This window comes from Polynucleobacter sp. AP-Sanab-80-C2 (genome assembly GCF_035012965.1).
Taxonomy (GTDB): domain Bacteria; phylum Pseudomonadota; class Gammaproteobacteria; order Burkholderiales; family Burkholderiaceae; genus Polynucleobacter.
Map to the genome: position 1 here is coordinate 211826 of NZ_JAYGQS010000001.1, position 12069 is coordinate 223894.

A 12069-nucleotide genomic window follows, 5' to 3' on the forward strand; every position below is an offset into this window, starting at 1 on the left:
CTCAAGAGCTAACTCAAGTCAGAATGTATTTAAATAGGTTCGCCCAGCCCCTACACTTACAGATGATGAAATTCTCTCGCAAGCTCCTCGCGCCCCTAGTTTTGCTGTTTTTATTACTGAGTCCTTTGAGGGCTTTTGCCCTTTTCGATGAATGCAAGAACCTCTTTCCAGCTCAACAGGTTCCAATTACCAACCAAATGGGACGAGATCTTTGCTTTGATAGCTTTGCAGTTTTTTTCTCTCCTCAGGATAAAAAGCCGATTTATACGGTAGAAAAACTTCATCGCGACCAACTGCTAGCCCCACACCCCCGCAGAGGCAACCAGTTTTATGAAGAGGCCAGACTTCCTTTTGCAGAGCGGGCTTTGCTCTCAGACTACCGCGGCAGTGGTTACGATCGTGGTCACAATGCCCCCGCTGGAGATATGAGCAATGAAAGAGCGATGGCTCAGTCATTCTCATTGGCAAACATGATGCCGCAAGCCCGACAGAACAACCAAGGTATTTGGGCTAAAAATGTTGAGGAGCCAACCAGACTTTATGCCAAAAGAGCCACTGGAGATATTTATGTCTTTACTGGCTCCATTGGAAATCAAGGCAGCATAGGCAGAAGCCATGTCACCATTCCGAGTCATTTATTTAAGTTAGTTTATGACCCTGATAAAAGTGAGGCTTGGGCTTACTGGATCGAGAACAGTAATGAAGCCCAAATGTCCCCGCCTATTTCTTATGCTGAATTAATGACCAAAATAGGAATTGATTTTCAATTGCCCATCAAAGTAGGAGCTTCCCAGACCAAGCAAGCAATCGCGCCAACCGTCAAACCCCCAACTGCCAAGCCTCATCAGGATTTGATAGGAGGATGGTATCCAATCTTTTTCGATGAGTATTCAGCTGATAAGGTCAACGCCCTGATTGCCCGTATTCAAGATGGAAAAGTAGCCAGCGTTCAGATTCAATATGATCGCAATGCTGAGTTAGCGAACAGCATTGCCAGACAAATCGACTTAAAAACATCATTAAGAACTCAGCTCACACAAAGCAGTCCGCCAGACTCACCCAACGTGAGCTACGAACGTCATCGGGTTACTGCGATCGTTCACTCAAAGTAGTTTTGATTTGGCTTGCAAGCCATGTGCGCGCTGAATAGGTGCTAGCAGTCCACGTAATCCGTTGTGATCCAGTGTATGCATTAGCTCTAGTAACTCACCTAATTCCCCTTTAGGAAATCCCTCGCGCGCAAACCAAGCCAAATAGTTTCCTGGCAAGTCTGCTAGTGCACGCCCTGCATGCTTACCAAAGGGCATCTTCATGAGTACGAGTTTTTCTAGTGCTTGTGCATCCATTGAAAAGAAATCTTACAAGGGAAAGTAAATTCCCCCACAAATCTCAACATTTATTTAACGATGGGCTTTTTCTTGTTTGAGAATTATTCTCATTTGATGTTATATTGAGAACCATTCTCATTTACTTTTATCAACCCTCTCTCAGAAAACTATGAAACTGACCATTCAAAAACTGATTGCCTTTAGCCTCATCCTCGCCGCTACTTTGCACCTCTCATTAGCCCATGCTGGTGAAGGAGCCTTTGGTTGGATCTATACCCTAGACCTTCAGCCTAAAGGTAAGTGGGAATTTGAGCAGCGCCTACAACTCAACCAAACGCAAGCCGCAGGCACTTACGATGCATGGACTACTAGAACAGAACTTGAGTACGGCCTGACCAACGACTTACAAGTTGCTGGCTATATCAATTCGTACTACACGAATGCCAATCAAAACTACACCAATCCAGAAGCGTGCGGCGATGCGCCTACTTGTACCGGAGGTTATGGAGTCCCTTCTTCACATGACCCATCGACTGCATATAGAAAAAGTGGTATCGAAGGTGGCTCTTTAGAAGCTATTTACCGTATTACAAATCCAGTGACTTCGCCCGTTGGTGTTGGTCTTTATTTAGAACCCACCTGGGGAAGAAATAAAGATGAGATCGAAGCGAGGTTATTACTGCAATCGAACTTCATTGACGACCGCTTAATTTTGGCTAGTAACGTCGTTGTTGCCAACGAGCGTTTGAAGTTTATTGAAAATGGCAACGTTCCTGAGTCAATGTTAGATATCTTGGTTGGCGCTAGCTATCGATTTGCCCCAAAGTGGTCAGCTGGCGTTGAAGCACGCTTTCACAATGACTACTCAGAACTCAATTTACGTAATCAAGTGCAACGCGCAACCTTTGTTGGCCCGAATTTGCACTACGCCGCAAAAGACTGGTGGGTTACAGGTGCATGGCGCTATCAATTGGCAGGCGGAACCTGCATGGGTGGCGGCGAGGCAGAATGCTCCAATGCCCGCGTGTGGGATAGCCACTCAGTCAATGAATACATTCTCAAAGTTGGCTTTCCACTGAACTAATAAAAAAATAAGATCATGAATTGGAAACCAAATCCATATGCTGTAGCAGGGCTAGCCATACTAATTGCACCAATCTTTGCGCAAGCAAAGATTTACATCTCTAGCGAACAAGCCAAGCAAATACTTTTCCCCAATAAGGTACTCAGTAAATCACCCATCATCATTACTGATGATTTACAAGAAAAGATGCGGGCGGCTTCTAGCATCCGCCATCCCTTTCAAGGTGATCGTGTATGGAGGTCATCTGATGGCGGATGGTTTGTGATTGATGAAGTCGTAGGTAAGCATGAAATGATTACCTACGCCGTCGCCTTAAATGCAAAGGGTAGTGTTTTGGGCATTGAAGTCCTAGAGTATGTGGAATCTTATGGCTACGAAGTAGCTGAGGCACAGTGGCGCAAACAATTTGTTGGTAAAACTATCAACGACCCCATCAAACTGAATCAAGATATTCAAAATATTGGGGGCGCAACCCTTTCTTGCAAGCACCTCACCGATGGCGTGAAACGGATCACTGTGCTCTATGACTTGGCTCTCAAGAACATACCAGTCAAATCTCAATAAGCACTCAATGATGTCATGAAGACTCGCTGCAAACCGCTTTTAGGAACCTTTGTCGAAATCACTATTGATCAAGATACCAATCAGGCTGCTGTAGATCATGCCTTTGCCGCCATCGAAAAGATTCAGGGCTTAATGGGCTTTCATCAGCCCGATAGCGAACTCAATTACCTCAATCGTTATGCCCATCTCCGGGCGGTAGATATTCATCCCTGGACCTCACAAGTACTAAGCATTGCAAAACAGGTACATCGTCACTCACGTGGTCTATTTAACTGCGGTATTGGGCATCGCTTGGTTGCGGCTGGTCTTTTACCCCGTCATATTGACTTCACCAATCACAATCTTGGTGGCATTGAAGACATCTGTTTTTTGACGCCTGAGCTCATCACCTCCTCTCGTCCCGTATGTTTAGATCTTGGTGGCATTGCCAAAGGCTTTGCAGTTGATATGGCAGTCAAGATTTTGATCTCCGAAGGGATTCTCTCTGGCATCGTCAATGCAGGAGGTGACTTGAGAGTATTTGGAGATGCCCCTAAACCCGTTCAGATTCGCAATCCAAAAAATCTTTCAGAGCTGCTTCAAATCGGCTCTCTGCAAAACGCTGCGCTAGCTACTAGCAGTCTGTATTTTGCAAAAAGAGATGGGCATGAAAGTCATCTCATCAATCCCCTAGCAACAGAAGAATCTGATATTTATATTCATTCTTCAGACTCCTATTCCATCCTCGCAAAAGAATGCGTTTATGCCGATGCCCTCACTAAAGTGCTCGCTTTATCAAAACAAGCCAATCATCCTTGCTTTGCTAAATTCTCGGCACAAGCTATTCGGATTGCCATATGAGTCGTTTAGGAAAAATGCCAGAATGGCAGAAATGGTTTGTGATACTTGGGATCTTCAGTTGTTCTTTAAGCGGCGGCATTTACTTAATAGGTCACGAATTTCAGATTCAGCGATCCATTTTGGGATCACACAATATTTTAGTGATTCATGGGGTAGCGGCTATGCTGACAATCCTTGCGCTAGGGTCTGTTCTTCCTTTCCACCTCAAGGCCGGACTGAAGTCTAAAAGAAAATGGTGGAGCGGCTTAGGCCAACTGAGCTTCTTAAGCGCATTAATGATTACTGGCTTACTTTTGTATTACGGCCCAGAAGCCATTCGGGAAACGGTAGTCAGTACTCATTGGGGGCTTGGTCTTCTGTTTTTTGCCATTTTCTTAATCCACATTCCCATGGGCCCGAACAAGCAAGCAAGGAGTTAGCAACCCAAACACCTTACTTCTGGATTGATTCACCCTATAAAATCCATAGCAATGGATAACTCATTGCTCATCAGCCCAGCCCTCGGAATTATTGTGGGAGTTCTCATGGGGCTGACTGGCGCAGGTGGCGGCATTCTCTCTGTCCCACTATTAGTATTTGCCCTTGATCTGAATATGGTGGATGCCAGCCCCATATCCCTCTCGGCAATCGCCCTTGCTGCCAGCGTAGGCGCTTTACTGGGGCTAAAAAATAATCTTCTACGCTATAAAGCCGCCATCTTCATGGCTATCTTTGGAGTGATATTGGCTCCTGCTGGATTTTGGTTGGCAAGCCGCATCCCAAATGGTCCGCTACTACTTATTTTTAGCAGCGCGCTCTTTTACTCCGCGTATAGCCAATATAGACAAGCTCGCAATACTGCTTTAGGTATCCCAGAACCTCCAAGGCAGCCACCCCCTTGTTTGCTGAATCCATTAGTTGGAAAGTTTTCTTGGAATGTTCCCTGCGCTAAGGCACTTGCTCTTACCGGCGGCTTGGCAGGTCTCTTATCGGGACTGCTTGGAGTGGGCGGTGGCTTCATCATCATTCCAGCCTTAAAACGCTATACCAATTTATCAGCTCAATCGATCATCGTTACTTCATTGGGCGTACAAGCTCTAATTTCTGGTGGTAGCGTCATCTTTTCTGCGGCAACGGGTAGCTTTAATTTCATTGTGGCTGCACCCTTTTCTATCGGCGCGCTCGGTGGCCTACTCATTGGTCTAGCAATCAGTAAAAAGCTCAGTGGACCGAAGTTGCAGCAAGTCTTTGCAGTCATGGTTTTTGGTGTAGCAGTCAGCCTCACGCTGAAAGGTCTGCATTTACTATGATTTGTATTGATGTGTGAGGTCGTGCAGTAATAAACCATGAAGGCTTCTCGTTCGCTTCAGACTTCTAATCATCTTTGAGTTTTCCAGTAGGGCCAAAACAAATTGACCATCAAGCCCAAGATGACAATACCTGCTGCAAAAATTTTCCATAGGGGCAAAGGCTCACTCAAGAAAAATGCTGCAGAGCCCATACCAAAAATGGGCACCAATAAGGGTGCAGGTGCCACTGCTGCTGCAGGATGTTTGGAGAGTAGCCAGGCCCAAGCGCCATAGCCAAAGAGCGTGTTTCCCCAAGACTGCCACAGAACACCAAGCCAGGCACCTGTTGGCGCTGAAGTGAGTGAGACATACATCGAGTCCCAACCCCCTTCAAAAATCCAGGAGATCAGCAGCAAAGGTGGAATTGCAAAAGCACTAGCCCACACTACATAAGAAAGCATGTTGATAGCACCGGCACGACGACTAGCAGTATTGGCTACACCCCAAGAAAAACCTGCAAATACTACTAAGGCTAAACCCAGAAAGGTGGTAGTGGCATCTGTATGGACTGCAATAATTCCTAAACCGGTCATAGCAATGGCTACTGCAACCGCCTGATAGAGTTTTAACTGTTCTTTAGTAAACAGCATCGCAAAACCAATCGTGAAAAATACCTGTGTCTGGACGACCAAAGAAGCCAGGCCAGGTGAAATATTGCCATCAATCGCAAAATATAAAATCCCGAACTGCCCGACCCCTACCGCAAGACCATAAACACAGAGATTGACCCATGAGACCTTTGGTCTAGGCAAAAAGAACACTGCTGGTAAAAAGGCAAATACAAAACGCAAGGCGGCAAACAAAAAAGGTGGAAAACTCTCTAAAGAAATTTTGATCACTACAAAGTTGGTGCCCCATACGGCCACAATGGCTAATGCCAACAACAAATGGCTGACAGGCAATTGGTAATTATGAGATGGCTTCAATGAATTACTCACGCGTCAGCAATTCCGCTACGCGCTCTGCAATCATCATGGTTGGTGCAGCCGTATTACCCGAAGTAATGGTGGGCATGGCAGAAGCATCTACTACCCTCAAATGATGAATTCCCCTTACTCGTAATTGTGAGTCTAGAACGGCCATCGGATCATCAGACCGCCCCATCTTGCAAGTGCCCACTGGATGAAAAATCGTCGTACCAATATCTCCTGCTGCTTTTACCAACTCTTCGTCACTTTGATATTGAATACCCGGCTTATATTCTTCTGGCGTAAAAGGTTTGAGTGCAGGGCTTTCCACAATCTTGCGAGTTAAACGCAATGACTCTACTGCCACCTTACGATCTTCTTCAGTAGATAAGTAGTTCGGTTGAATTGCTGGAGGCGCTTCAGGATCAACAGAGGTGATGTGTACGCTACCTCGTGAAGTGGGACGTAAGTTACACACACTGGCAGTGAACGCATTGAAGGAATGCAAGTCTTCACCAAAACGTTCAAGCGACAAAGGTTGCACGTGATATTCCACGTTAGCACTCTTTTGAGCTGAAGAGCTATAAGCAAATGCCCCCAGCTGAGAAGGCGCCATCGACATTGGCCCCGAGCGCTTCAAGAGATACTCCAGTCCAATCATCATCTTGCCAAATAATGAATTTGCTTGGGTGTTGAGAGTTTTGATGCCATCCACTTTATAAATCATCCGCAATTGCAAATGATCTTGCAGATTTTCACCAACCCCCGGTAAGTCTGCAATCACCGGGATACCCAGCTGATTTAAATGCGCTGCAGCGCCAATACCGGAACGTTCTAAAATTTGTACGCTACCAATAGAGCCAGCACTCAGAATCACTTCGCCACCTGGATTGATCAATGATTCAGTGACCACACCGTTCCAGCGGTACTCAACCCCGTAACATTGTTTAGTTAATGGATCAATCTTGAGTTTGCTCACCATGGCTTCGGTGAGCACCGTCAGATTACTGCGCTTGACAGCATCTTTTAAGAAAGCTTTTGATGTATTGAGCCTCCAACCCTTACGCTGGCTCACATCAAAGTAGCCTACACCAAAGTTATCGCCACGATTAAAGTCATCTGATGCTGGAATACCAGCCTCTATTGCCGCATCTTTAAATCGGTCCATGATGGGCCAACGCAAGCGTTGCTTCGATACGGTCCACTCGCCACCTTTGCCGTGCCATTGATTGGCGTCACTGTGGTAATCCTCAAATACTTTATAGCGCTTGAGTGCATTCTCCCAAGACCAAGCTTCATCGCCTGTGGCTTGCACCCAAGACTCATAGTCACCCGCTTGACCGCGCATGTAGATCATGCCGTTAATCGATGAACATCCACCAAGTACACGACCGCGGGGATATAACAAAGAGCGGCCATTGAGACCTTTTTCAGCAACCGTCTTAAAGCGCCAATCTGTTTTTGGATTATCAATACAGTAAAGATAGCCCACTGGAATATGAATCCAGATATAGCGATCACTCTTACCGGCCTCTATTAATAAAACCTTCTTTTGTGGGTTCTCAGTTAAACGCTTAGCCAACATACAACCGGCACTGCCTGCCCCAATAATGATGTAGTCGTAAGTGTTTGCTTGAGTCATGTATCCGCTGCTTAAAACATAGTTGCTTCTATTATTGACCAATAAAAAAATCAGGGATTTCTTGGCATTTTTGTTGATTTGTTATAGAATCAATTACGATCTATTATTAGATCATGAGAACTTGCTATAAAAGAGCCTTTGCTCAATTTGTCAAAAGGGCTTCAAAGCCTTTGCAGTTAGCGATAGAAGATAAGGTTATTGAAGTTTGTAACAACCCCAGGATAGGTCAGCAAAAACTTGGTGATCTACAGGGAATATTTGTTTATAAGTTTCGCTTTAATAGACAGGAATATTTAATGGCATATCAATTTAACCATTTTGCAGATGGAAATTTCATAACCTGGATTGAGTTCTGTCAAATTGGACCTCATGAAAATTTCTACAATCAACTAAAACGATCAATTCGTCTCAAATGACAACTCAAAGACACTTGAATAAAGAAAGCGAGGTCAATGAATGACTCCAACGATGACTGCTGAGGATCTATTTGCTCAAGTGCAAAAAATGTCAGCAAAAGAACGTATTAAATTTTTCTCTTTAATTGCAATAAATGCCTTTAAGGAGGCCGATTACACTCACGAACAAGTATTTGGACATCTGAGAAATGCTACCTTTTCGGCAGAAGAGGCTGCAGAATTTTTAGAAATTTCGCTTCCCACTTTGCGTAGATATGTCCAGGCTGGTAGATTACAGCCATCAACCGTCATTGGCCGCAGTCAGTTGTTTTCTAGTGATAGTCTGCGACTTTTCAAACAAAAGATCAGCAAAGAATAATTCGGATCAAATACCCGTCTAAAATACTTAGATGCACATTAATGAGAAAAATCGCACTCCCAAGCTTGCTGAGGAAGATGAAGGCCCTAGCAAGTCGGAGTTAAAGCGCCAAATGACTGAACGCCAGAAATTGGCCGAGGTATTGGCTGCTTTGAGTAGCGATGCCCTCAAAACCATCCCCTTGGATGAAGCCATCAAAACAGCGATTGCAGAAACTAACAAGATTAAGAGTTTTGAAGCGATTCGTCGCCATAAGCAGTATTTAGGTAAGCTCATGCGCTTTCTGGATGAAGAAGAACTTGAAGCGATTCAAAAACGTTTAGATGCCATTCAGGGCGTCAGTAAAGCAGAGACTGCAAAGCTTCACTTCTTAGAGGGCTATCGTGATCGGCTTATCGCCCATGATGAAACTTTTACCAAAATGATTGAGCAATATCCAGATATGGATATTCAGAATATGCGCACCCTTATTCGCAATGCGCGAAGAGAGAAAGAGCAAAATAAGCCTCCTAAAGCTTATCGAGAAATCTTTCGTGTCTTAAAAGAAATGGGGCTTTAGAATTTAATTCTCCGCGCTGGCACTTCTACCCATCGATAGAGATAGTTCGCAGCTTGCCAACTTGCTACTAAGGAGAAGAACATCAGAACTATTGCCATGACTCCATCATGTTGCCGGCTCATACCCCAACCGATATAGAGCGTATTAGCCAACAAGATAAAAGCGAAGTGTATTAAGAAGGCGCAATACGATCTTCTGCTACTCCATAAAATGGCATTCACTAATTTATGTGGACGCAAATATTTTTGATCTCGCCATTGGTCAATGTAGGTCCAATCCCCCCAGAGGATCAAAACTAAAGCGACTACATAAGCCATAATATTTCGTAGCCAAAACTCTTGAAAACTGGCAACTATGATTGCCACACCAATAGCCCCCATCACTACTCTAGCAAAGCGATTGATTAATCGATCAGGATAATTTTTACAAAGTTGAGCCAAGACGCCTAAGCCGTAAGAACCAATGAAGTAGATGAAATAATTTTCGTAGTCAGCATTTCTATTGAAGTACAGCAGCGATAGAACACACAGTACAGCCAAAAACCACACTACTGAACGAAAGGTAGGAAACATTCCCAATATGATTGCCAGAATTGCGTATAACTGCCAATCAATCGCCACATACCAAACGCCAGCAGAAATAGAATCAAGCCCTAAGATGCCCTGCAGAAAAAATAGATGCGCTAAAAACTGACTGAGCGTTTCTGATTCACCCACGAATTCATCTTGTACCCAAAAACGCGCCACCCACGCACAAGCTATGGTGATGATCAGCGCAACAACGTACGGTGCAAACAAGCGCAGATAGCGATTAAAAATAATCCTTAAAACAGTTTGGAGATTTTTTAAGTTACTGGTGCGCGTCAGGGATTGGGCGGCCAAGTATCCGCCCATGACCAAAAAGATCTGTACTGCATAGCGTCCGTATTCAAACAACCAAGTCATTAGTTCTGGCAACACTGTGCGTGCATCCTCTGCGATCTGTCCGTAACTCGACAGATGGTGAATGATGATGATTAAAGCTGCAAAAGTCTTTAAAAAATCAACGAGGAGAAAATGGTTTTTTGACTGCAAAGAAGCAAATTGCTAAAGAGTTCGAAGGATCATTAGATGCTAGTTCAGCGAAGCAGCGTAAGCAGCCAAAGCGTCGATATCATCATCGCTCAAACCTCGCGCTGCGCTCCCCATTGTGCCATCCATGTCCACCCGACTACCAGTACGAATATTTTTAAGTTGAGTCATCACATACTCAGATGATTGCCCAGCCAAACGCGCAATATGCTTTTGTCCTTGTAACTGTGGACCATGACACGAATTGCAATACTGGGCACTGGAGATCTGCTGACCTTTAGCAATTTTTTCTGCATTACCTGATTTAGCCAGCGGCGGCGGTAAAGCGGCATAGTAGACCGCAATATCACGCATATCTTGATCGCTTAAGGGCATCGCTAGAGCCTCCATTGCTCCACCTTTGCGCTGTTGGCCTCTGAACTGAATCAACTGATAGGTAATGGATAGCGCTGGTTGTGCCGCAAGATTTGGTATCTCTGGTGAAATACTAATGCCATTTTCTCCATGACAAGCAAAGCATGTTTGTGCTTTTGCTTTACCTGCTGCTGCATCTGGTGGCGCAGCATATATATTAAATGAGCAGACTAAAGAAGTAAAAAAGGCCACCCCGAGGATGGCCCTAGTGCTAGAGATCAATTTCATTTACCGTATGATACGCGGAAGATTGCACCAGTTTCATCATCGGATACCAACATGGAACCGTCTTTGAGCATCTGAACGTCAACTGGACGCCCCCAATATTTATCACCATCCAACCAGCCGGTTACGAATGGCTCAGCTTTGACAACCTTATTTTTAGAATCAAGCACTACTCGCACCACTTGATAACCAACACGCTGAGTTTTATTCCAAGAGCCGTGTTCAGCAATAAAGATATTGCCTTTGTATTCTGCTGGAAATTGCTTGCCGTTATAAAAACGCATACCCAAAGCAGCTACGTGTGCGCCTAAGTTATAGACAGGCTTATCAAACTCATCGCATGAACGTCCTTTACCAAACTCAGGATCTAAGAAGTCACCCTGATGACAATGAGGGTAGCCGAAGTTCATTCCCTTAGGGCGAACTAAGCGATTTAAGGTGTCATTTGGCTTGTCTTCAGCAACCCAATCACGAGCATTGTTGGTAAACCAAAGTTCTTTAGAGCCTGGTTGGAAATCCATACCAACACTGTTACGAACACCGGTTGCAACTGTTTCTAAAATATTGGTTTTTAGGTTCAAGCGAACGATCGTTGCATGAGTTGATGGTGGCACAACAATATTTGCTGGTGTACCGATTTGAAAATACAAATACTGTCCATCAGGACTGAGCTTCATGAACTTCCAACCATGCGGCTCATCTTTCGGAAGCGCATCAAACACTACTACTGGTACAGGTGGATTATCTAAGTTCTGCTCAATATTGTCGTAACGAATGATGCGCGAGAGTTCAGCAACGTAAAGTGAACCATTGGTGAACGCTACACCGTTTGGACGATGCAAACCCTTGGCGATGGTTTTCACTTCGCGCTTGCCATCTTTAGTTACTACAGCATAGACATTTCCTGTAAAGCGGGTGCCTACAAAAACGGTGCCATTTGGAGACTCGGTCATAGAGCGACCGTTTGGCATACCGGATGCCCACAACTCAATCTTGAAGCCAGCTGGCACTTTTAGCTTGCTGACGGGAATTTCATCTGCAGACATTGCAGAAATACCAGGAGGATTTGGCGCCAAGGATGGATTCATACCATCTGGTGTTCTACCTTGCGCCCATGTTGGCGGAATTGCAGGCGCTGCAGCTGGTGCCGGAGCAGGAGCTTGTGCACTTGCCAAAGTAGCAACTACAATGCCGGCAGCAAACATTAAAGAATTAATAGTTTTTAATTTCACAGATACATCTCCTAATTTTTGTTTTTTATTGCACTTACTCTCATTTACTTCGAACTCAGTTTCGTTAAATCCTAAAGCATTTTCAATATGTTCACACTAAA

General features: G+C 44.7%; 15 protein-coding genes. 9 read left to right on the top strand and 6 right to left on the bottom strand.

Annotated features, from left to right (window positions below):
* Positions 1-62: 62 nt before the first annotated feature.
* Positions 63-1112 (top strand): DNA/RNA non-specific endonuclease, encoded by a 1050-nt coding sequence (locus tag VC178_RS01080; protein ID WP_323481291.1) that lies wholly within the window; start codon positions 63-65, stop codon positions 1110-1112.
* Here the strand turns inward: VC178_RS01080 and VC178_RS01085 are convergent.
* Positions 1104-1346, bottom strand: coding sequence for a DUF3820 family protein (locus VC178_RS01085; protein WP_215319705.1), 243 nt, complete (start codon positions 1344-1346; stop codon positions 1104-1106). The genes VC178_RS01080 and VC178_RS01085 overlap by 9 nt on opposite strands.
* Positions 1347-1497: 151 nt before the next feature.
* On the opposite strand from VC178_RS01085, the gene VC178_RS01090 reads away from it, so the two are divergent.
* Genes VC178_RS01090 through VC178_RS01110 form a run of 5 tightly spaced genes read left to right on the top strand, consistent with a single transcriptional unit; the run spans position 1498 to position 5105 of the window.
* The gene (locus tag VC178_RS01090; RefSeq protein ID WP_323481292.1) at positions 1498-2412 is read left to right on the top strand and encodes a DUF6662 family protein; all 915 of its coding nucleotides are present in this window, start codon (positions 1498-1500) and stop codon (positions 2410-2412) included.
* A 15-nt stretch (positions 2413-2427) separates the two neighbouring features.
* Positions 2428-2976: an FMN-binding protein gene (locus VC178_RS01095; RefSeq protein ID WP_323481293.1), complete on the top strand. Its 549-nt coding sequence runs from the start codon at positions 2428-2430 to the stop codon at positions 2974-2976.
* 15 nt (positions 2977-2991) lie between these two features.
* Positions 2992-3816 carry an FAD:protein FMN transferase gene (locus VC178_RS01100; RefSeq protein WP_323481294.1) on the top strand — a complete coding sequence of 275 codons (825 nt, stop codon included), beginning with the start codon at positions 2992-2994 and terminating at the stop codon, positions 3814-3816.
* Entirely contained in the window at positions 3813-4235 is a 423-nt protein-coding gene (locus VC178_RS01105) for a hypothetical protein (protein WP_323481295.1), read from the top strand. The genes VC178_RS01100 and VC178_RS01105 overlap by 4 nt, the downstream gene beginning before the upstream one ends.
* A 51-nt stretch (positions 4236-4286) precedes the next feature.
* A complete protein-coding gene (locus tag VC178_RS01110) occupies positions 4287-5105 on the top strand; it encodes a sulfite exporter TauE/SafE family protein (protein WP_323481296.1) in 819 nt (272 codons plus the stop codon).
* A 68-nt stretch (positions 5106-5173) separates the two neighbouring features.
* On the opposite strand, the gene VC178_RS01115 is transcribed toward VC178_RS01110, so the two are convergent.
* Together VC178_RS01115 and VC178_RS01120 are read right to left on the bottom strand one after the other, a co-directional pair.
* Complete coding sequence (locus VC178_RS01115; RefSeq protein ID WP_323481579.1) at positions 5174-6046, bottom strand: EamA family transporter; 873 nt, start codon at positions 6044-6046, stop codon at positions 5174-5176.
* Positions 6047-6074: 28 nt separating this feature from the next.
* Positions 6075-7694: a GMC family oxidoreductase gene (locus VC178_RS01120; RefSeq protein ID WP_323481297.1), complete on the bottom strand. Its 1620-nt coding sequence runs from the start codon at positions 7692-7694 to the stop codon at positions 6075-6077.
* A 113-nt stretch (positions 7695-7807) separates the two neighbouring features.
* Here VC178_RS01120 and VC178_RS01125 point away from each other — a divergent pair, with 113 nt between their 5' ends.
* The 3 genes from VC178_RS01125 to yjgA are packed head-to-tail and all read left to right on the top strand — an operon-like array spanning position 7808 to position 9027.
* Positions 7808-8110: a type II toxin-antitoxin system RelE/ParE family toxin gene (locus tag VC178_RS01125; protein ID WP_216177628.1), complete on the top strand. Its 303-nt coding sequence runs from the start codon at positions 7808-7810 to the stop codon at positions 8108-8110.
* A 52-nt stretch (positions 8111-8162) separates the two neighbouring features.
* Positions 8163-8468, top strand: a complete 306-nt coding sequence (locus VC178_RS01130; protein WP_323481298.1) for a helix-turn-helix domain-containing protein — start codon at positions 8163-8165, stop codon at positions 8466-8468.
* Between the two features lie 31 nt (positions 8469-8499).
* Positions 8500-9027, top strand: coding sequence for a ribosome biogenesis factor YjgA (gene yjgA, locus VC178_RS01135; protein WP_216127579.1), 528 nt, complete (start codon positions 8500-8502; stop codon positions 9025-9027).
* Here yjgA and VC178_RS01140 read toward each other — a convergent pair.
* From VC178_RS01140 to VC178_RS01150, 3 genes are read right to left on the bottom strand one after another with little or no spacing between them, the layout of a single operon-like run.
* Positions 9024-10100 (bottom strand): acyltransferase, encoded by a 1077-nt coding sequence (locus VC178_RS01140; RefSeq protein ID WP_323481299.1) that lies wholly within the window; start codon positions 10098-10100, stop codon positions 9024-9026. The two genes, yjgA and VC178_RS01140, sit on opposite strands and share 4 nt — an antisense overlap.
* A 39-nt stretch (positions 10101-10139) precedes the next feature.
* Complete coding sequence (locus VC178_RS01145) at positions 10140-10739, bottom strand: c-type cytochrome (protein ID WP_215319694.1); 600 nt, start codon at positions 10737-10739, stop codon at positions 10140-10142.
* The gene (locus VC178_RS01150) at positions 10736-11968 is read right to left on the bottom strand and encodes a PQQ-dependent sugar dehydrogenase (RefSeq protein WP_251372094.1); all 1233 of its coding nucleotides are present in this window, start codon (positions 11966-11968) and stop codon (positions 10736-10738) included. Before VC178_RS01150 ends, VC178_RS01145 begins: the two co-directional genes overlap by 4 nt.
* Positions 11969-12069 lie beyond the last annotated feature (101 nt).

Coding starts and splice junctions, on each gene's coding strand:
- yjgA (WP_216127579.1), top strand. CDS start 8,500: ATGCACATTAATGAGAAAAATCGCACTCCCAAGCTTGCTGAGGAAGAT.
- VC178_RS01110 (WP_323481296.1), top strand. CDS start 4,287: ATGGATAACTCATTGCTCATCAGCCCAGCCCTCGGAATTATTGTGGGA.
- VC178_RS01125 (WP_216177628.1), top strand. CDS start 7,808: ATGAGAACTTGCTATAAAAGAGCCTTTGCTCAATTTGTCAAAAGGGCT.
- VC178_RS01090 (WP_323481292.1), top strand. CDS start 1,498: ATGAAACTGACCATTCAAAAACTGATTGCCTTTAGCCTCATCCTCGCC.
- VC178_RS01120 (WP_323481297.1), bottom strand. CDS start 7,694: ATGACTCAAGCAAACACTTACGACTACATCATTATTGGGGCAGGCAGT.
- VC178_RS01085 (WP_215319705.1), bottom strand. CDS start 1,346: ATGGATGCACAAGCACTAGAAAAACTCGTACTCATGAAGATGCCCTTT.
- VC178_RS01100 (WP_323481294.1), top strand. CDS start 2,992: ATGAAGACTCGCTGCAAACCGCTTTTAGGAACCTTTGTCGAAATCACT.
- VC178_RS01095 (WP_323481293.1), top strand. CDS start 2,428: ATGAATTGGAAACCAAATCCATATGCTGTAGCAGGGCTAGCCATACTA.
- VC178_RS01145 (WP_215319694.1), bottom strand. CDS start 10,739: ATGAAATTGATCTCTAGCACTAGGGCCATCCTCGGGGTGGCCTTTTTT.
- VC178_RS01130 (WP_323481298.1), top strand. CDS start 8,163: ATGACTGCTGAGGATCTATTTGCTCAAGTGCAAAAAATGTCAGCAAAA.
- VC178_RS01105 (WP_323481295.1), top strand. CDS start 3,813: ATGAGTCGTTTAGGAAAAATGCCAGAATGGCAGAAATGGTTTGTGATA.
- VC178_RS01080 (WP_323481291.1), top strand. CDS start 63: ATGATGAAATTCTCTCGCAAGCTCCTCGCGCCCCTAGTTTTGCTGTTT.